The sequence below is a fragment of the Streptomyces brevispora genome, assembly GCF_007829885.1.
Classification (GTDB): Bacteria; Actinomycetota; Actinomycetes; order Streptomycetales; family Streptomycetaceae; genus Streptomyces; species Streptomyces brevispora.
Map to the genome: position 1 here is coordinate 6,398,578 of NZ_VIWW01000001.1, position 19,907 is coordinate 6,418,484.

Annotated in this window: 15 protein-coding genes and 4 pseudogenes; 8 read left to right on the forward strand and 11 right to left on the reverse strand. The window is 66.5% G+C overall.

The annotated features are described in order from the left end of the window. Positions 1-63: 63 nt before the first annotated feature. Positions 64-1,029: a pirin family protein gene (locus FHX80_RS29450; RefSeq protein WP_145766972.1), complete on the forward strand. Its 966-nt coding sequence runs from the start codon at positions 64-66 to the stop codon at positions 1,027-1,029. A 747-nt stretch (positions 1,030-1,776) separates the two neighbouring features. Here the strand turns inward: FHX80_RS29450 and FHX80_RS36880 are convergent. Beyond that, a pseudogene (locus FHX80_RS36880) lies at positions 1,777-1,929 on the reverse strand (NF041680 family putative transposase); the annotation flags it as partial. 71 nt (positions 1,930-2,000) lie between these two features. Between FHX80_RS36880 and FHX80_RS29455 the strand changes: the two are divergent. From FHX80_RS29455 to FHX80_RS29480, 6 genes and pseudogenes are all read left to right on the forward strand, one after another. Further along, positions 2,001-2,276, forward strand: a pseudogene (locus FHX80_RS29455) (transposase); the annotation flags it as partial. Positions 2,277-2,398: 122 nt separating this feature from the next. Beyond that, positions 2,399-3,178, forward strand: a pseudogene (locus tag FHX80_RS29460) (IS3 family transposase); the annotation flags it as partial. Positions 3,179-3,345: 167 nt separating this feature from the next. Then, positions 3,346-3,915, forward strand: coding sequence for a DUF2690 domain-containing protein (locus FHX80_RS29465; protein ID WP_145766975.1), 570 nt, complete (start codon positions 3,346-3,348; stop codon positions 3,913-3,915). Between the two features lie 41 nt (positions 3,916-3,956). Further along, positions 3,957-6,911, forward strand: a complete 2,955-nt coding sequence (locus FHX80_RS29470; RefSeq protein WP_145766976.1) for a hypothetical protein — start codon at positions 3,957-3,959, stop codon at positions 6,909-6,911. Continuing rightward, on the forward strand, positions 6,911-7,669 hold the full coding sequence (locus FHX80_RS29475; protein WP_145766977.1) for a hypothetical protein: 759 nt from the start codon (positions 6,911-6,913) through the stop codon (positions 7,667-7,669). Before FHX80_RS29470 ends, FHX80_RS29475 begins: the two co-directional genes overlap by 1 nt. Before the next feature lie 129 nt (positions 7,670-7,798). Continuing rightward, positions 7,799-8,053: a hypothetical protein gene (locus tag FHX80_RS29480; RefSeq protein ID WP_145766978.1), complete on the forward strand. Its 255-nt coding sequence runs from the start codon at positions 7,799-7,801 to the stop codon at positions 8,051-8,053. A gap of 163 nt (positions 8,054-8,216) precedes the next feature. Here the strand turns inward: FHX80_RS29480 and FHX80_RS29485 are convergent, their stop codons facing one another. From FHX80_RS29485 to FHX80_RS34905, 6 genes and pseudogenes are all read right to left on the reverse strand, one after another. Continuing rightward, entirely contained in the window at positions 8,217-9,038 is an 822-nt protein-coding gene (locus FHX80_RS29485) for a hypothetical protein (protein ID WP_145766979.1), read from the reverse strand. An 84-nt stretch (positions 9,039-9,122) separates the two neighbouring features. Continuing rightward, entirely contained in the window at positions 9,123-13,484 is a 4,362-nt protein-coding gene (locus FHX80_RS29490) for a golvesin C-terminal-like domain-containing protein (RefSeq protein ID WP_244318495.1), read from the reverse strand. A gap of 233 nt (positions 13,485-13,717) precedes the next feature. Next, positions 13,718-14,245: a hypothetical protein gene (locus FHX80_RS36110; RefSeq protein WP_244318497.1), complete on the reverse strand. Its 528-nt coding sequence runs from the start codon at positions 14,243-14,245 to the stop codon at positions 13,718-13,720. A gap of 17 nt (positions 14,246-14,262) precedes the next feature. After that, complete coding sequence (locus tag FHX80_RS29500; RefSeq protein WP_145766981.1) at positions 14,263-14,697, reverse strand: hypothetical protein; 435 nt, start codon at positions 14,695-14,697, stop codon at positions 14,263-14,265. A gap of 531 nt (positions 14,698-15,228) precedes the next feature. Then, a pseudogene (locus FHX80_RS29505) lies at positions 15,229-15,327 on the reverse strand (IS6 family transposase); the annotation flags it as partial. Positions 15,328-15,474: 147 nt separating this feature from the next. Next, the gene (locus tag FHX80_RS34905; RefSeq protein WP_167523339.1) at positions 15,475-15,645 is read right to left on the reverse strand and encodes an IS3 family transposase; all 171 of its coding nucleotides are present in this window, start codon (positions 15,643-15,645) and stop codon (positions 15,475-15,477) included. A gap of 101 nt (positions 15,646-15,746) precedes the next feature. Between FHX80_RS34905 and FHX80_RS29510 the strand changes: the two genes are divergently transcribed. Further along, entirely contained in the window at positions 15,747-17,420 is a 1,674-nt protein-coding gene (locus tag FHX80_RS29510) for an IS1182 family transposase (RefSeq protein WP_425281699.1), read from the forward strand. On the opposite strand, the gene FHX80_RS36990 is transcribed toward FHX80_RS29510, so the two are convergent. From FHX80_RS36990 to FHX80_RS29530, 4 genes are all read right to left on the reverse strand, one after another. Next, positions 17,329-17,526 carry an integrase core domain-containing protein gene (locus FHX80_RS36990; protein WP_145766983.1) on the reverse strand — a complete coding sequence of 66 codons (198 nt, stop codon included), beginning with the start codon at positions 17,524-17,526 and terminating at the stop codon, positions 17,329-17,331. The two genes, FHX80_RS29510 and FHX80_RS36990, sit on opposite strands and share 92 nt — an antisense overlap. Before the next feature lie 40 nt (positions 17,527-17,566). Beyond that, on the reverse strand, positions 17,567-18,637 hold the full coding sequence (locus tag FHX80_RS29520; protein WP_167523700.1) for an IS110 family RNA-guided transposase: 1,071 nt from the start codon (positions 18,635-18,637) through the stop codon (positions 17,567-17,569). 198 nt (positions 18,638-18,835) lie between these two features. Continuing rightward, a complete protein-coding gene (locus FHX80_RS29525) occupies positions 18,836-19,567 on the reverse strand; it encodes an IS3 family transposase (RefSeq protein WP_145766984.1) in 732 nt (243 codons plus the stop codon). Then, on the reverse strand, positions 19,564-19,872 hold the full coding sequence (locus tag FHX80_RS29530; RefSeq protein WP_164247473.1) for a transposase: 309 nt from the start codon (positions 19,870-19,872) through the stop codon (positions 19,564-19,566). Before FHX80_RS29530 ends, FHX80_RS29525 begins: the two co-directional genes overlap by 4 nt. Between the last annotated feature and the right edge of the window lie 35 nt (positions 19,873-19,907).

Consider the following 19,907-nt stretch of genomic DNA (forward strand, 5'->3'; position numbering starts at 1 on the left):
TTCCACTAAATATTCGGCGTGGGCGCCGCCCGCCCGGACTCGCATGGGAATAGGTTGAGCGCCATGAGCAATCTCGATCGCCAGGCCGCACTCTCCGTCTGTGGAGGGCGCGGCTTCGTCGTCGCCGAACCGGTACGTGAACTCCTCGCCCCGCGCCGCGTGAAGCTGGGGGAGTCCACCGAAGTGCGCAGACTGCTGCCCAACCTGGGCCGCCGCATGGTCGGGGCTTGGGCCTTCGTCGATCATTACGGCCCCGACGACATCACGGACGAACCAGGGATGCAGGTGCCGCCCCACCCCCACATGGGCCTGCAGACGGTCAGCTGGCTGCACGAGGGCGAGGTCCTGCACCGCGACAGCCTCGGCAGCCTGGCGACGATCCGCCCGTACGAACTGGGTCTGATGACCTCCGGCCGGGCGATCAGCCACTCCGAGGAGAGCCCCAGGTCGCACGCCGCGCTGCTGCACGGTGCCCAGCTCTGGGTCGCTCTCCCGGACGCCCACCGCCACGTCGAGCCGCACTTCCAGCACCACTCCGACCTGCCGACGGTCACCGCCCCGGGCCTCACCGCCACCGTGATCCTCGGCGACCTCGACGGTGCGACCTCGCCCGGCACCACGTACACCCCGATCGTCGGCGCGGACCTGGCCCTGAGCCGGGGCGCCGAGGCGCGGCTCCCGCTCGACCCCGACTTCGAGTACGCCGTGCTGTCGATGTCCGGCGAGGCCGAGGTCGACGGCGTGCCCGTCCTGCCTGGCTCGATGCTCTATCTCGGCTGCGGCCGCACGGAACTCCCGCTGCGCGCGGAATCCGATGCCGGTCTGATGCTCGTGGGCGGTGAGCCCTTCGAGGAGGAGATCGTCATGTGGTGGAACTTCATCGGGCGTTCCCACGAGGAAATCGCGGAGGCCCGCCGGGCGTGGGCGGAGGGCTCTCGCTTCGGTGAGGTTCACGGCTACGACGGTGACCGGCTGTCTGCTCCCGCACTGTCGCCGGTGGCGCTGAAACCGCGGGGACGGGTGCGCTGACCTGGAGTGATGTGTTCTCCGGCGCTCCCTGTCGCGTGCGCTCGCTGCGTCCCCCGTCAGCACGGCGGAGGGGCGCAGCTGTGCCTCCCGTAGGGCGGTTCCTAGGGCGGTCGGCACTTGCACGTGTTGGCATCTGTGACCAGGTCTGATCAAACACTTGCTGACCCTTTGCTGACCTTACTGATGCGTAATCAGATTGCTGGGGTTGGGGACTGCTGATGCCCGCCCTGCCCGACCAGCGCTCTCCTGGGGGGTTCCTCGCGTGGTGCGAGTTCGGGTAATGGGCGAATTCGACGCATTACTCTAGTCGCTTTGCTTCTGACGGCCCTGCTGAGGCGTGGCGCACCCTTCGAATTCCGGATTGCTCGCAGGTATCGGCACGCCATGTCACGCCCCTGTATGAGATCGGCTCTGCCCGCCCCCGTCGGCGGCTGACGGAGTTGAGTTTGCGAGGCAGACGCTGGCGGTTTCCGGTCCCACATGGCACAGGTAGGCAGAACCGTCTTCTGACGTCCACCTGGTCCAATTCGATGCTGTTCACGCGGGTTTACACTTTGTGGTCCAGGTGCGTCGACGGTGTTGGTGACAGGCGCGTGACAGGACGTGTGTGACGGCATCGGTGATAGGGCGAGGGACTTGCCGATGGGCAAGGCGGGGCCTCTCCTGGAGCCATGAGGAGAGACCCCGCTGGAGCGCTCTGGTTGGGCTTCGCCGTGAGTTCGACTGTGCTTGAATGCCTGACGCGTTCGGCTTTTCACACAGTCCGTGAAGGTCCGCGGCGAGCGGGCGGGCGAGGCGGAGTTGGGTGTGCGCGACGATCAGGATCCAGGTCCAGCGGTCCGCAGCCTCGGGCGTATGGAGTTTCGGAGTGGTCCAGCCCAAGGACTGCTTCGCGAAGCGGATGAGGTTCCCCCGAGATGCGGAAGTGAGTGACAGAGGGTCAGATGGTTCTCATGAGAGGAACATCGACCATGGCTGCTCCCAGAAAGTACTCGCTGGAGTTGCGTGAGCGTGCGGTGCGGATGTATCGCACCTCGGATCCGAAGCCGCAGATCAAGAAGCTGGCCGTCGACCTCGGCGTGCATCCGGAGGCCCTGCGGGGCTGGATCCGCCAGGCTGAGGCTGATGCCGGCGAGCGGGATGACCGGCTGGCCACCGATGAACACGCCGAGCTGGTGGCCCTGCGGAAGGAGAACGTCCAGCTCAAGCGGGCGAACGACGTACTGCGGACGGCCTCGGCGTTTTTCGCGGCGCAACTCGACCCGACCCGGCCCAGGTAACCGCGCTCCTCGACGAGCATCCGCACCTGGGAGTCGAGTGCGTACTTCGTGAACTGCACATCGCCTCCTCCACCTAATACCGCTGGCGCCACGCCGAGAATGAGCCCTGCGAGCGGCGGCGCCGCGACGTAGAGCTCACCGAACGGATCAAGGAGATCCACACCGAGTCCGGTGGCATCTACGGGTCACCGCGCGTGCACGCCATACTGAAACGGGATGGCGTCCACGTGGGCCGCAAGCGCGTCGAGCGATTGATGCGCGAGACCGATCCGGCGGGTATCAGCCCGCGCCGGAGCGGTTTCACACGCCGGGATCCCAAGGCCACGCTCGCCCCGGACCTCGTCAACCGGGACTTCACCGCCCAGGGGCCGAACCGGCTGTGGGTCACCGACCTGACCATGATCCCGACCTCCGAGGGACCGCTGTGGCTGTCCGCGATCCGCGACGCGTTCTCCCGCCGGGTGGTGGCCTGGGAGACCTCCGCCCGCGCGGACGCCGACCTGGTCCTGTCCACCCTCGAGTACGCCCTCGCCTCCCGCGAGATCGAGCCCGGACAGCTCATTCACCACGCCGACCACGGCTGCCAGTACACGTCCATCAAGCTCACAACGCGCCTTCTGAGAGCGGGTATCGGGGCATCGAACCCCGGCGCATGCGCGCCCTCCCGCTCGTCCGGCCGACGGCGACGGACCGATACCGGCCCGTCATTCCTTTTCGGCCAATTCTCGTCAGAAACTCCGAGCCAGCGGCCCCCTTCCCGGGGTTTCACACCTGAGGGAGTGGCAAAAGGCGCACCTTCACAAGTGGTACGTGTACACATCAATCACCTTTCGGGAAGTCGTCGGCTACCCGCACCTATCGTCACGTAAACACCCTCCGGCGCACCTTTCCCCTGACCTCTCACCACCTTTGAGGTGCACTGCGGCGACATGTCCAACTTCGACATCTGCGCAGGTGGGGGCGCAATAACTCCACAAAGCCCCGGGCGCGTTCACATAGGCTGCGCCTGCCTCTCCGGCACCCGGAGCGGCATGGAATGTCTGAGGTGATGTGTGTGCACGGCATACGTAGATGGGGGACGACGACAGCAGCACTGGCGCTGCTGGCCGGAGTACTCCAAGGAATCACGGCCTCACCGGCCGCGGCGGAATTCGACTGCTTTCGGGACACGTGCTCGGGAAAGGACCCCATTGCGATGGGGTGCGACAATGACGCCGAAATTCTTCAACAGGTGACTATGGCGGACGAGTCGGTCTCGGTACGGCTGCTCTGGTCGCCGATGTGTCAGGGCGTATGGGCAAAGGTCTCACGCGATCTCGATACGTCGCCCGCCTCCGTGTATCTGACACTGTGGACGACACGCGATCCCGACGGCGGTGTTCAGGCCGGTGACAGTCCGGCCGTTCTCGGCAGCGGCGTGGCAGGCGCCTACACCAAGATGCAGAACTGGAAGAAGACGACGGCGAAGGCGTGCTGGAACGACGTCGATACCGCGTTCGACCCCGCACCGACGAAATACACCATCCAGAGCCCCGCCAAGGAAAACGACTGGCCGGTCGACGCGAGCCTCGCGGTCCTGCACGGCAGCTGCACGGACTGGATGTGAGGAGCATCATGCGGAAAAGACGTCTCATACGCCACTTGTCCATGAATCCGCTGGTCATCATGAGCGTGGTGGCGGCATCCGCCGCGCTGGTCCCGCCGGCTTCCGCGGATCCCGCACCGGCCCCCACCGCCACGGAGAACACAACGCGCATGTTCTCCGCGCCCGGCAAGGACCTGGGGGCGGACTACACCTCGTCGGCCGATGAGATCGTGCAGGCCACCGGCGACGCCGAGGGGCTGCACATCCTTTCGGCGCGGGAGAGCGACGGGTTCTCCTTCTACGAGATCGCCCGGCTCAAGCGCAAGGAACTGTCCGACGTCGGCCCGTGGACGGGCTACGTCTGCACCACCGGCTCGGGGAACTACGCGGCGGCGGTCTACGCCCCGTCGGTCTGGTCCAACAAGCCCGGTGCCTACGCGAGCGGCGCGTTCGCCGCGGTGATCCGCCTGTCGGACGGCAAGGTCACCGAGATTCCCGACGGAGTGCAGCTCGCCTACTTCTCGCCGGGCTGCGGTGCGGGCGACGACGTGGCGTTCACCTCCAGTTCCGCCACGGACACGTCGGCCGGCCGGACCACGGTGATCTCGGTCGACGCGACCACCGGATCGGTCTCCTCCCGCCGCACCGTCGACGGCTTCCTGACACACGTCACCCCCACCGGGAAGGGCACCGTCGGTGTCCTCTCCGGCAACCTGGTCGACCTCAAGGACGACGGGAGGACGAAGCTGTCCGCCCGTACGCTCTCCAAGGTGCCCGGCCCCATGTTCGCGCTGGCTGCCTCGGCGAACGGTGCCGTGGACATCGGCACGGTCGACGGCGGGAAGAGCGTCATCTCCCGCTTCGACGGCAAGAAGTTCACCGAGTTGGGCCGCGCGCCCAAGGGCAAGGTGAAGCTGCTGCGCGTGGCCAAGGGCGACGCGGTCGTCGGTGACGTGAAGGCCATCGACACCGGCAAGGCCCCAGGGCTCGCCAAGCACGCCGTGGACGGCCGGGTGGCCGGGATCTCGCGCCTCGGTCATCTGGTGACCCACTCGGTGTTCTCCGAACAGATGAAGGGCGTCACCGAGGGCGTCGGCTCGTCCCTGGCCAAGGGCGCCGGATCGCTCACCGTCAAGGCGACCGCGTTGAGGACGGGCGCGAAGGCCACCACACTCGTGGATGCCGACCGCAAGCGGCCGAAGTCGGACACGACGCTGACGATGGGCCCGACCGCGTTCGCCATGTCCGATGACGACGATCCGCTCACCTGCGGTGAGGGCGCCCCCGAGACCCAGTGCCTGTCCGGGAACGGCGCGGCCGTCATCGGCAAGATCCCGCGCATGGAGACCCCCTGCATCGTCAAGCGCAACGACCCCAAGCGGCAGGCCCTCCAGGCCAGCGCCAACCAGGTCGAGTGGGCGGTCGACCAGGCGGTCCACGGCCAGCTGACCCTCTCGCGTCCGGCGGACTGGCACGACACCAGCCTCGGCGCCTACACCCCGCAGGGTCTGTTCCCCAAGCCGGTCCTGACCGGCGGAGGGGAGATTCCCGCGCAGGTCATGCTGGGCATCCTCGCCCAGGAGTCCAACTTCAAGCAGGCGTCCTGGCACTCCATGAACGGTGACTCGGGCAACGTCACCCGGTCCGACTGGCTCGGGAACGGGAACGGCATCCACGGCTACCCCGACGTGACAGCGGCCGACTGCGGCTACGGCATCGCCCAGGTCACGACCGGCATGGACTCGGCATACCCGGACCAGCTGGACACCCTGCACGCGGGCGCCGTCACCACGGACTACGCGGCGAACATCGCCGCCGGTCTGCGTATCCTGGGCGAGAAGTGGAACCAGCTCAAGGGTCTGGGCATGAACGCCAACAGCGGCAGTGCGGCCTACATCGAGAACTGGTACATGGCGCTCTGGGGCTACAACTCCGGCGTCTACACCGTCGGGTCCAACGCCGGCCTGGGCTTCTTCAACAACCCGATCAACCCGAGCTATCCGGCGGACCGCGACCCGTTCCTGCGGTACAACTACGACGACGCGTCCCGCCCCGGCGAGTGGAATTATCCCGAGAAGATCCTCGGCTGGGCGGAGAACCCCCAGCGGACCTGGAACAACGAAGAGTCCTACGTCCGGCCCGACATGCCGCTGTCCGTCCTCAAGACGCCCCCGTACGGCACCTTCTGCGACGCGTCCAACGCGTGCGACCCGGCCGTGGCCGACCCGTGCCCGAGCTGGAACAACCTGTGCTACTGGGGCAAGAGCGCGGAGTGGATCGGCTCGCAGAGCGGCAGCAACTCCAGCACCGAGAATCTCCGCTACTCGCTCGGCTCGTCGGAACCCGAGTTGCAGAGCAAGTACGACCACGGCAACTGCTTCGACTGGCCGAACGGCAACTCCAACGCCATCGTCATCGATGACCTCGGAGAGCACGAGGACACCTACGACTGCGGGGACTTCGAGGGGGCCTGGGACGGCAAGTTCACCCTCCAGTCCGGTGACAACTTCACCATGCAGAGGGACGACAGCACCTACCGCGCGACCCCCTACATCGCCAACATCGACCTGCACCAGCTCGGCGCCGGGTACGACCACCACGTGTACTTCACACACAGCTACCCCTACGGGGAGATCTTCCACAAGGTCACCGGCCGGTGGCAGATCAACCCGAAGCTGCTTCCCTCCGGCGACCAGCCCGGCAACCGCTACCGGGTCTTCGTCCACCTGCCGGGCCACGGCGCCGAAGCGGCCATCGGGTACGACTTCATCCCGGGCCAGAACACGGCCGGCGCCGCGCCCGACCACTGCAGCATCAACCAGGGAACTCGCAGTGCGGGCGAGGAGACCTGGGTCGAGATGGGCACCTTCACCTTCTGGAAGGGCGGCCGGATCGAACTGGACAACATCCAGAAGGGTGCCACCGGAGACGACAACGTGGTGTTCGACGCGGTCGGCTTCATTCCGGCCACCTTCGCCGACCCCGGCATCTGCAGCCTCAACGACGGCGGCCTGTGATGCGCACCGCCCTCCGCGTCCCCGTCGTACTGATGGCGGTCGCCATCGGTGCGGCGGGAGCCGTCTCCTGTAGCCGGAGCACCCCAGAGAAGACGGCGGCATCCGAGCGTCCGACGGCCGCGGCGCCCAAGGCCGCAGCCACGCCGTCCGGCACGCCGGCCGAGTCGCCGGCCGAGTCGCCGGCCGAGACGCCGACCGTGACGCCTGCCACCGACTTGCCAAAGCACGCGGTGGCCGGAAAGGACCGGCCCAGCATCGGCGCGGGGGTCACGATGGCTGCCGGGTACACCGGGAAGGACTTTCTCTCCCGGCTCGCGAAGGACTGGAAGCTGAACCTGGACAAACCCGTCAAGCAGGAAATGCCCAACGGGAAGATGAGAACGTACATCCACGGACGCGGCGGAACCGGAAGCGGCACCGGAAGCGGCACCGGAACGACGGTGTCAGCCGGATTCGCCGACCACACGAACCTGTCATCCCTGCTGTGCGGGACCGGCACGGACAAGTCCGGCGCTCTCGACTTCCTCGCGGCCTGCACCGAGCTGGACGTGGCGGGGATCGATCACGCCAAGGCGTCCTCCTGGCTCAAACAGGCCAAGAGGGAAACCGACTCCCTGTACAAGGAGCGGGCTGCCGAGACCAAGAACAAGAAGGAGTACGTCGTCAGCGGAGTATTCACCTCGGGCCCCGTGGTGATGGTCCTGCACCGGACGTACGAAACGTATTCGCTGCGCATCCTCGGACACGCGGCGGCCTAGCAAGCCCATGACCGGAAGCGAGAGGCCCTGCCGGCTGCGGCAGGGCCTCTCGCCCCGCGCAGGCACGCGATCTGGAATCCGGGTGCTGGTGACCCGGCCGAATCTCCCCTCTCGACAGAATGAGGAATCATGCGCACCGCACAACGCGTTCTCGTCCGCTTCGTCGCCCCGGCGGCAACCGCCCGCCTCGCCACGCTCGGCGCCGCTCCCGTGGCCTCGGCGACGCCCGCGCGGACCTCGGCCGAGGTCCGCGACAACATATGCGTCGACGGGGTGCGCGCGGCCACCCACGACGGCTACGACCGCGTCGTCTTCGATCCGTACGTGCGGGCGTCAAAACCGGAGCGCTGCTTGGTAATGATGTGGCCAAGGCTCGCGAGGTGAGCCAGTCGTCGTCGTTCGGACGCTGCCTGCACGGCGTGGCGAAACAGGTTGACCAGCGTGGTGTCGCCCTTTAGCGCACGGCGTCGGCGTCACCACGCTCATGCTTGTAGGCCGCGCCCCCAGCAACCCGGCGGCGCCCGCCTCAGTGCGGGCGCCGCACTCCTCACAAGGTGCCGGGAAGGCGCAGGTTCTCGTACTTCGGGTTGGGTTCCCCGCGCACCGCGTTCGCGACCTCGCCCGGGCACCCCTGCGGCGGGTAGCCTGGGACGTCGCGGACCTTGTAGTAGACGCAGACTAGCCGGGGCTCCTTCGTACCGCTGCCGTAGGGCAGCATCCGGGTTTCGCCGCAGGCCGGGCAGCGCGCCTCCGCGTGGAGGAGCGTCCTGGGCTCCGTGAACACGTGAGGCAGGCGGTTCTCCGTCACGGCGGTCCGGGGCAGGGAAAGGCCATAGTGGTCGCCCAGGATCCGGTAGACGTCCGGTATCCCGGTGTTCTCGGATGCGTCGTCCTGGAAGACGCCGTGGGGGTAGGCGAGGAAACCGGCCTCCGCGACCAGGCGCCGGCTCACCGGGTGCTCGACGTGGCCGGTGCCGTTCTCTCGTAGCGTCCACTCTGTCTCGCCGCCCACCGTCACCGTGACGTTCGGCGGGTCCATGGTGGTGTCGAGGATGTCCACGACCGTGTGGCGCGCCCTGAGGTCTCTTCCGGGGGCCAGGCGGTCGTCCCGGTGCCCGGCCTCGGGCGTCTCCAGGGCGAACGCCCAGCCGTCGGCCGCCTGGCCCACCATCGCCCAGTCCGGCAGCTTCGACGATCCCGGTCCGTGGAAGAACTCCAGGGCTCCCGGGGTGGTTTCCGGATCGATGAGCGTGCCCGGCCGCGCGCCCAGATACACGGCGAGGGCCTCGGGGGTGATGCCCTTCACCATGGTGAGGGCGTAGCCACTCCGGCCAAGTTCGTCGTCCAGCCAAGCGAGTCCGTCGTTCATGGAGGGAACCCTAGCCTGGTGCCTGCACGCCGCAGGGGCCCGGCCATGGCGGCCGGGCCCCTGCTGTCCGTTCCGGTCAAGCGGTCACGAAGGACGCTTGGCCTCGAGCCAGTAGTTGTCTCCTTCGAGGACGCGGTTCTGCTTGCGCCAGCCAGGCATGTAGCTCATGGACTGGGTGTTCTGGTTGTTCGACATGCTGGAACGTCCACACGGCTCGGTCCAGGTCGGCACGTGGGAGCGCGGGTCGGGCTGGAGGCTCCACCGGCCGTCCGTGCCGCGGATGGCGATCGTGTTCAGGCATTCCTCGCCCGAGGACACCTCCTTCAGGTTCTGCCCACCCCAGTCCTTCTTTATCGCGGCGCTCTGCCAGCTAGCCGCGAAGGGGAACTCGTCGCAGCTCGGCACGTCACCGGTACCGAGTTCGGGCGACATCGTCGCCAGCTTGCTGCGCTCCCATGCCTTCGGGCAGATCACGTCGCGGTTGTGGCCGACGATGCTCTTCGTGCTCGTGGGAGGATCGGGCACGAGGACGTCCTCGGTCAGGAAGGTCAGCGGGTTGTTGCCCCGCAACCCGTAGTGTCCGGGCAGCTTGTTCTGGATCAGCCAGGCGTGCGCGGCCGCCGCCGGGAACTTCTTCTCGTTCATGACGTACGTCGGCCTGTACGAGCTGAAGACGCAGCCCGGAGTGGCCTTCACGTCACGGTCGCACCGGACGTCCAGCTCCGACTTCTCAGCCGTCATCGGGTTGCTGGTCTCACTGCCCGCGGTTCCCTTGACCGTCAGGTACGGGCTGATCCGGCCGTCGGAAGCGGTGGTGTTGTTCCACTTGATCTTCTGAGTGACCGTGGCCGTGTGGAGGTCGCCCGCGACGAAGGTCTTTGAACCGCTCCACACCGGAGTCTGCTTCTCGCAGTAGCCACGGCAGCCGAAGTCGATGTCCAGGGTCAGCGAGGGAATGGAGATCGACGTCAGCTTGACCGACACGGTCTGGGTGAAGGTGTCACTGTCCGGGTCGAGCTGGAACTCGTGCCGGAGGTCGAAGCTCGCCTTCGGCGTGCCGGTCGTGGTCCCCTTGAACTGCAGGTCGTCCCCGAGACACGCCTCGGTCCGGGTGTAGTCCAAGGACCTCGTACCGATGGAGCAGCTCAGAGTCGACATGGTGGACACCGAACCGACCGACGCCTTGGCGGACTTGAGGTCCGTTGCCGGCGCGGACGACAGGCGCATCCCCTCCGGCCCGGTCACGGAGCGCGCGGCGCCGGAGAGACCGGAGACGGTGGGAAGCACACTGAAGTAGTCGCCCGAAATGCTCTGGGGCGGCTCCACCGGGGCCGGGTCCGGGGCAGTGATGTCCGGGTCGCCGAAGGTCAGGTCCGAGGGAATGCCGGAGTAGTCGCCGGGTACGAACGCGATGGCGTCGAAGGCGATGTCCGCGGACCCGTCACCGCCGTTGAAGTTGTGCAGGCTGACCTCGGGGGTCATGCCGTTGAAGAAGTACGCGCCGAGATCCACCCACTTGTTGGACTGGTTGGAGCTCTGGTCGATCGCCTTCACCGTCTCACCGGCGGAGTGCTTGATGCGGTACTCGGCCTTGGAGGTCTGCGCCCCGTGGTCGGGGATGAAGGCATAGACCTTGGCCTGCCCGCTGTAGTCGGTGATCTCCTTGCCCAGCTTCCAGGTACCGGTCACCTTCATCCGGTCACCCGGCGGCGGGTACGACTCGGCCGACCGGGTGTGGGCGAACCAGAAGTGGTTGCCGTAGCCCGCGCCGATCTGGTGGGTGTCGACCTTGCCGGGGTATGTGGTGATGGTCTGCCCGGTGTCGGAATCCATGATGTCGGAGGGCTGGTAGGTGAGAGTGAATGCACCGTCGGACTTCGCTGCCCCGCATCCGCGCGAATCCGAGCCCGCCGGGGTTGTGCCGTCGGGAACGTCGTCCACTACCAATGCGTTTGCCGGCAGGCCGGTGCTGCACTGCGGCGGGTAGGAGTTGGCGTCGGGCTGCTCCGGGTAACTGGTGTTGAACCGGTGTACCTGGTGTCCGCATTCGGCGCCGGTGTCACAGTTCTTCCATTCGGCGGACTTGCTCCACCAGCAGTGCAGCCAGTGGTCATTGGTGTCGCTGTCGCCGGAGTCCAGTGTGCAGGCACCCTGGCCGGGGTCGTTGGAGTCGTCGTCCGTGATCTTCGACGGGTCGCAAGAGTTGGACGCGTCGCAGAAGGTGTCCAGCGGCGGCTTCACTGTGGAGCGCTCTGCGTCACTGTTCCACCAGGCGGCCAGGTAACCGGGCCGGAAGTCGCCGGGCGCGAACATCGCGGAGATCGGGCGTGCGGCCCAGCCCAGGACCTTCTCCTCGTACGGCCAGTCCTGCGGGTGCGCGGCGTGGGAGTAGTCGTCCAGGTGCGGATCGACGGCGTGCTGGAGGAACGGTACCCGGTTGGCCTTCCACAGCGGGTTGGCCGGGTTGTTGGTCCAGCCCACCCCCTTGTGTCCGGCGGAGTCGGCGGCCGGGTAGAAACCTGAGTTGTACGCCCACAGGGCGAGGAACCAGTTCTCGATCCACTGCGGGTGACCGTCATTGATCATCATGCTCTGGCCGTGAAGATCGTTCCACTTGCGGGACAGGATCGTCGCGCCATAGGCGATGTTCGCGGCGTAGTCCAGCGCGACGGCCTCCTGCGTGGCGGGCGGCAGCGCCGTCTCGCCCTTTTTGGTCTTGCCGGCGAGCCGCATGCCGTCGGTGGCCTGGGTGATGCCGTAACCGCAATCTGCCTCGGAGAAGTTGATCCGCCAGGGGTCTGCCTGGTCGCCGTCGGCGGTGTATTGGGTCCCATAGTAGTTGCCAATGAGACTGTTGGCCGTGACGCCGGGAACGGCGAAGCGGGTCGCCTGCCACATGTTGGATTCCTGCGCGGTGACGCCGAGCAATACCTGCGAGGGTATGTGCCAGCGGTCGGTGACATCCGGGTCCTCGTTGTCGAGGGTGCCGTTGGGGTCACCCGCGAGGGTGATCGGCGGGAACAGCCCCTGGGGGGTGTAGGAGTCCATGCCGGTGTTCTTCCAGTTCACCGGCCGGTTGACGTGCAGCTCACCGACGACAGCCTGGTCCACAGCCCATTCCACCTGCCGCGGGGTCGGCTGGAACGCCTGCTTCTTCACATCGTTTCGGGCCACCGCACAGTAGCGCTCATCGGTGCCCTCGCTGGGTCCGGCCGGTGACGCCGCCAGCGCCTGAGCCCCCAGCGTCTGCTTGGACATACCCCCGCTGTTGCCGCTGACCGCCGGCTTCGCGGACGTCTTCTTTCCTGTCGGGATGCCCAGAGCAGGGGAGGGCCGGCTTCCGGCCTCGACTCGCTCCGCGGACAACTGAGGTGTGGCGTCCAGCTCAGTGTGCTGGCTGGTGGCGACCACGTCCAGACTGATTCGCGCGTCACGGGCCTGTGTGGCCTCCTCGGGCGTAATCAGACTGGTCTTGCCATCCGCCCAGGACGTGGACACGCCCGCGTGGCCGAGACTCGACATGCGGGAACCCTTGGCAAGATGGCCCGGGTTCTTCACTGGGCCCGGCAGAGTCCCCTTATTCTTGGCCTTACCCGTGAGGAACACCGTGCCGCCAGGGGTGGTGGACAGGTCCCAGTCGGTGAGCTTTCCTTCCGCCACCGTCTTCGGGGTGGTGTTCTTGCCCTTGACCTGTGTGGCGTCCAGGTGCTTGGCCCAGGACTTCGCTCCGGTCTTCTTGGTGTCGGCTTCCCGGTCGATGAACGTCACACCGTCACCGCTGTCGGCGGCAATCTGGAACGGCACATGCTTCGTCGCGGCGAGAACGGTCTCCTTCCGGCCATTGATGCGGACCAGCTTGTTCCCATGACCGGCCACGATCCCGTGCCGGGTCGGAACGGCCGACGTCACCTGCCCGGGCAGCGCCACCGGCTCGGACACCTTGCCCGTCACCGCGTCCACCGTGACCAGACGAGTCCGCTGCGCCTTGTCCCCGTCATGGCTCAGCTGGGTGAACACCACATCGTCCCCGGAACCGCAGCCGGGCGAGAAATACGCCAGCGACGCCGTGAACGGCAGCTTGGTGACCTTGCCACTGCCCAGCTCGACGACCGCGGTGAACGCACCGCGCACCATCAGCTCGGGGTTGTTCGTGAACGTCCGGGGCGCGTACGCGACAGCCGCGTACTTCCCCGACCCCGTCACGCACGTATTACCGATCCAGGTATCCGCGTCGAAGCCGTCCTCACGCAGAGTGGCGACCGTGCCGAACTTGTACCCCTCCCGCTCCTTTCCGGCCAGTACATGGAAGCCCATGCCGTCACCGGACGTGGAGAGCGCCACATCCTTGGACGAGGAAGAGCCCGCACCCAGCACCGAGGCACGGTCCTTCGCGGCGACCTCACGGGGTTTATGGGTGACATCCGGCAGAGTCGCGCCGGCTTGCACAGCGTCCTCGGGGACCTGTGGCCCCCCGGCCTGAGCAGAGGCCGACAGTGTCGATATCACTATCGAAAACGCCAGCACTGCGGCCAGCCTTTTCGGTCCTATACGCATTTAGTATTCCCTATATTGGGCGAGCCGAGTTCGATAGAGCGCGGCAAACTACACATACCCCGCACGGCGTGCGGGGTATGAGGTATGGGGTATGGGATATGGAGCGCGGGAAATAGAGCGAGATCTCAGTACTCGATGACCGAGTCGATATAGATCTTCGGATCATCCGGGGATTCACCTTCGGGGAAATCCCCCATGACGGTGGTGGAACCTCTGCCCGTCTGGCCAGCCGCCAGGTGCGGAAAGTCGAACTTGGTCCTCCGCACCCATTCCTTGCCGTCGCCAATGCTGACGGTGACCTTGATATTGAGGGTCTGGCTTCTGCTGTTGAGGTAATTACAGGCCACAGTGAAGCCGATCGCGCTGCGAGTGGCCCGGACCTCCACATCCCCGAGCGTGACGACCTTGGTCTTCCCCATATGGCTGATGACCGGCGACGGTTCCGCACTGGCCTCCGCGTCCGTATCCGAGTCCGCGCCCGCATCCGCATCCGTCTCCGGGGCGCTCGGCGCACCGCTCGACGCGGCAGGAGGGGAGACCGAGGGAGTCACGGCGGGGGCCTGCGGCGGGGTATCGGACGGAGAAGAGCTTGAGCATCCCGTGACCAGCACGGTGCCCAGCAGTGCCGCGCTCCAGGTGATGGAGCGCGGCACGGGCCGGCGGAATCGCGTCAGTTGCATGCGCCGACGGTCATGTAGTTGTCGACGACGACCTTCGTGCCGACCTTCATGTACGAGTACGTCTGCCCGCAGTACCCGCGGTCCTGGTAGAGCGGACCGGCGTAGCTGCTGAACGTCCCCGAGTCCTCGACGTCCGGAATGCTCGTGTAGTTGGTCGACAGCTTGAGGCGCATCGAGTGGGCGGCCCCGGTGTCGTTGAAGAACACGGCGCAGATCGGCCTGTCGTAGTAACTGCTCCCCGTGGTCTTTCCATTCGTCCACGTGTACGTGGTGCCGTACGTCCCGTACCGGGCCGCGCTCACGGATGTCGTATATCCGGCCCCACACACATTCGCGGCGGCTACGGCGACCTTCGCGTCGGCCGCAATAATGCTCTTGGTCGTGTCGCTGGCCTGCTTGTCGACAGTGACCCCCTGAATATTCACGGTCGCGATCGACGCGCCTCCCGTCGGGGCATTCCCGTCGGCTGCGGATGCCGCCGGCGCCACCACGGTCGCGGCAAGAACGACAGCACAAACGCTGGCAATCCCTACAGAAATCTTCACGTTTCCCCCTAGATGTGATGACCATGTATCCCTGCGCACGGAGAGTATCGCACCGGGCGCGGATTTTGCGAGGGCTTTTATCCACGCGACCCCGGGTAACGGGGCATTGAATATACAATTGGGCATCAATAACAAACTCTACCTACGGGCACGAACCGCTTGTTGACTGCGATTCACCGGCACAGTTCACTTGTCGATCGATCCAGTGAATCCACATACAATTCACCTGTATTGCAGAGTTTGCCCCGTTTACGTGCAGCACGAGAAGGGCTCCGCCCCGCCGCCAAGGCCCCTGGGTCGACAGTGCCCGCCCGCCACGGGACTGGGCTTCCCGAGGCGCTGTCACGTTGTTGGGTGTGTGGGTGCCTGATGGTGTGTCGGGTGTGGTAGGGCCGGGTTCCGGCTCCGTGCTCAGGCCGCGGCGGGCAGGTCGGCGACGCCGGTGACCTGGTCCCAGATGGCGAAGCGGGTGGTCATCTCGGTGCGGTATTCGGGGGCGGTCATCAGGTGAGGTGACTCCAAGGCCGGGTAGTTAGCGCTTTCGCTGGTTACGCAAGGGGTGTTGACGGGGCCTCGACGTGAAGCAACGGAGCTCGTTGGTACAGGCAGTCGTCCAAGGCAGCTTGTGAGGTTCCCCCGTTGCTCGGGAGGTGCTGATCAGCTGGTCAGGGCGGGTTGGCGGGGTTTCAGGTTCGCTCGTTCGGCCGTTGCCTGCTCGGCGTAGTGCTTCTCCTCGAACTCGATCGGGCTGAGGTAGCCGAGCCGCTTCTGGATGCGCCGGCTGTTGTAGAAACCATCGAAGACCCTGTTGCCCAATTGGGTGAACACATCGCGATCACGCCCTGCGCGGTGCCGGGAGCGGTGAGTCTGGTGCGCAGGCATCGGAGATACGAACCCGGTTATCCGGCCGTCGAGTTAGGGGTGGTGCGGTGTCCATGCGGGCGGATTCGGGAGAGGGAATTCCTGCCGGAACACGGGAGGTGGCTCGCGCGGCGTTCCCCAAGGGCTGTCTGGCGATGAGGCTCCGGGACAGCCTCGGTCCGCTGTTCTCGGATGAGGAATTCGCAGAAGCCTTCGGGGTCCGTGGTCGTCCCGGTGTCGCACCTGGTCGGCTGGCCCTGGTCAGTATCCTGCAGTTCACGGAGAACCTGACGGATCGGCAGGCCGCGCACGCGGTGCGAGCCAGGATCGACGTGAAGTACCTCCTCGGCCTGGAGTTGACCGACCCCGGCTTCGATCACACCGTGTTGACCGGGTTCCGGGACCGGCTGCTGGCCCATGGCCTGGAGGAGAAGATCCTGGATCTGCTGCTGGGACGGCTGGCCAGCGAGGGGCTGGTCGCCCCTGGTGGTCGGCAGCCTACAGATGCCACGCACGTCCTGGCCGCGGTCCGTAGCCTCAACCGCCTGGAGTTCATCGGCGAGGCCCTGCGCGCGGCGATGGAGGCGCTCGCCGTAGCCGCGCCGGACTGGATGCGCACGGCGATGGATCCGGTGTGGCAGGAACGCTACGGCACGCGGGTTGACGCCTATCGACTGCCTACGGACGAGCAGGAGCGACGCGGTCTCGCCCGGCAGATCGCGGCTGACGGCTATCGCCTGCTCGAAGCAGTCGTCGCACCGGCGGCGCCAGCTTGGCTACGGGAGATCCCTGCGGTCACCGTCCTGCGCACGGTTTGGCTGCAGCAGTTCTCCCGCACCGTCACCGACGGAGTCGAGGAGGTGGCCTGGCGGGGGAAGGACGATCTCCCGCCAGGCAGAATGCTGATCACCTCTCCCTACGACCCCGAGGCCCGTTACTCGAAGAAGCGCGGATCGGCTTGGGTCGGTTACAAGATCCACCTCAGCGAGAGCTGCGATGACCCGGGGGAGGTCCACCGCCCACACTTGATCACTCATGTTGAGACGACCGACGCCACAGTCAACGACGCGATGGTCGTCGAAACAGTCCACGACCGTCTCACCAGCCGGGGCCTCCTGCCCGCGGAACATCTCCTCGACGCCGGGTATACCTCGGCCGAGTTGCTTCTGACCGCGCCGATCGCCCGCGGCGTCAGCGTCATCGGCCCAGTCCGGTCGAACAACACCCGGCAAGCGGCTCAGAAGAACGGCTTCGGCAAGACCGCTTTCACCATCAACTGGCAGGCTGAGCACGCCATTTGCCCTTCCGGCGCCACGAGCAGGTACTGGACGGCCGGCGTGGACAACAACGGCCGGGATGCGATCCGTATCCGATTCGCGACCTCCACCTGCGCACCATGCCCCGTCCGGGACCAGTGCACCCGCTCCACCCAGTACGGACGGCAATTGACCGTACGCCCACAAGAACAGGACGCGCTCCTCGAACGTGTCCGCGCCGAGCAGTCCACGGACGAGTGGAAGGACCGCTATGCGGCCCGCGCCGGAGTGGAAGGCACCATCCACCAGGCCGTCGCGGCCGCTGGAGTACGACGGACCCGTTACATCGGCCTGGCCAAAACACACCTCGCGCACGTCCTGACCGCGGCCGCCATCAACCTGATCCGCCTTGACGCCTGGTGGAACGGGACCCCTCTCGCAGACACCCGGACCTCCCGGCTGGCAGCCCTCGAACTCGCGGCCTGAGATCAATTGGGCAACAGGGTCCATCGAAGTACTCGAAGAGCGCGAGGTTCGCCTCGGCCCTGGTGGCGAAGACGCGACCGCGGACGCACTCGGTCTTCGTCAGCATCCACAGATTCTCCGCGAGGGCGTTGACGCTCCTATAGTTGTCAACTCACTGTGGGGACGGTCCGTGGTGCGGGTCGGATCAGGTGGTAGACCTCGCGGATGACGTAGCGTTTGAGGCATCGGATGATCTCGCGTTTCGTCTTGCCCTCGGCGGTGCGGCGGGTGACGTAGTCGATCGTCGGTTGGTGGAATCGCATGCGGACTATGACGGTCCGGTAGATCGCGGCGTTGAGCTGGCGGTGGCCGCCGTGGTTGATGCGGTGCCTGCCGCTGGTCATGCCGGAGCCTGTGGGCACAGGAGCGATGCCCGCAAGCTTGGCGAGGGCGGCTTCGGACTTGATGCGTTCAGGGTTGTCGCCGGCCACGACGAGGATCTCCGCGGCGGTGTCCACACCGATGCCGAATGGTTCGAGGAGTTGTGGGGCGGCACGGTGGACCAGCTCAGCGATCATTTTCGTCAGTTCCTTGGCCTCGGCGTCGAGGTACTGCCACCGTTTGGCCAGTGTTCGAAGGGCGTGACGCAGTGCGTCCTCTGGGCCCTCCAGCTGCCGAGGACGCAGGCCCGCCAGGTGCCGGGCCAGAGCGATTTGAGTTTTGCCCGCGGTCTCGTTGCGCAAGGGGTCAGGAGCGTGGACAAGCATCGCTTTCATGGTGACCATCGCCGCTGAGCGCTGCTCGACGGCCTGGTCATGGGCGATCTTGAGCTGCCGGATCATCTCGGCTTCACCGTCGGCGCTCTTGGGCGTGGCCGTCGCGAACCCGGCCAGGACGGCTCGGGCGGCGTTCTCGGCGTCCAGGGTGTCGGACTTGCCGTTCATCCGTCGCAGCCGCCGGTCCGGGCGGCCGGCCTCGACCACCTTGTGCCCGGCCCGTCGAAGGAACGAGGCCAGGGTGGCGCCGTAGGAGCCGGTGCCCTCGATTCCGAAGGCCAGAATCCTGCCGTATGAGCCTGCCCAGTCCAGGAGTTGCTGGAATCCGCCGGTGTCGGTGGGGATCGTCAAGGTCGCCCGGATCCCGCCGATCGTGTCCATCACTGCAGCGACGTGCACATGCTTGTGTGTGTCGACGCCGATCACGACGTGCCCGGACCTGTGCTGCTCGTTGTTGTCCACCGCGTTCCCTTCGGTCGGTAGCGTGGGGTGCACGCTGTCGCCGGCCGGAGGGACAGGACTGTCACGGGGACGCTTTGACGAGTTGGCTCCAGGCTCCTATGAGGTCACGTCCGTCCGGCGGCAGCGCTTGTTGCGTGCCCGGCCGGACGGTCGACAGATCAACGCCAGGACACCCGTGGGGTCGGTCGTAAGCAAGAGTCAGACCGTCACGGCCGGGACTACCCGATCCTTGCGGGATCCGGTACGAACAGACTGACAGTCGTAACTGTCGCCGACCGAGCCCATCGACGCCTCAATTCCCGCCCTCACCAGGCGAGTTGTGAGCTTGATGGACGTATATTGGCAGCCGTGGTCGGCGTGGTGAATGAGCTTGCCGGGCTCGACCTCACGGGAGGCGAGCGCGTACTCCAGGCTGGACAGGACCAGGTCGGCGTCCGCGCGGGCGGAGGTTTCCCAGGCCACGACCCGGCGGGAGAACGCGTCGCGGATCGCGGACAGCCACAGCGGTCCCTCGACGGTCGGGATCATCGTCAGATCGGTGACCCACAGACGGTTCGGCCCCTGAGCGGTGAAGTCCCGGTTGACGAGGTCCGGGGCGAGCGCGGCCTTGGGATCCCGGCGCGTGAAACCGCTCCGGCGCGGGCTGAGACCCGCCAGATCGGCCTCGCGCATCAACCGCTCGACGCGCTTGCGGCCCACGTGGACGCCCTCGCGTTTCAGCATGGCGTGCACCCGTGGCGACCCGTAGACGCCACCGGACCCGGTATGGATCGCCTTGATCTGCTCGGTGAGCTCGACGTCGCGGCGCCGCCGCTCGCAGGGCTCCTTCTCAGCGCGGCGCCAGCGGTAGTAGGTGGAGGGGGCGATGGAAAGCTCCCGGAGTACGCACTCGACTCCCAGGTGTGGATGCTCGTCGAGGAGCGCGGTCACCTGGGCCGGGTCGGGTCGAGTTGCGCCGCGAAAAACGCCGAGGCCGTCCGCAGTACGTCGTTCGCCCGCTTGAGCTGGGCGTTCTCCTTCCGCAGTGCCACCAGCTCGGCGTGTTCGTCGGTAGTCAGCCGGTCATCACGCTCGCCGGCATCGGCCTCGGCCTGCCGGATCCAGCCCCGCAGGGCCTCGGGGTGGACGCCAAGGTCGACGGCCAGCTTCTTGATCTGCGGCTTCGGATCCGACGCGCGGTACATCCGCACCGCACGCTCACGCAACTCCAGTGAGTATTTTCTGGGGGCAGCCATGGTCGATGTTCCTCTCATGAGAACCATCTGACCCT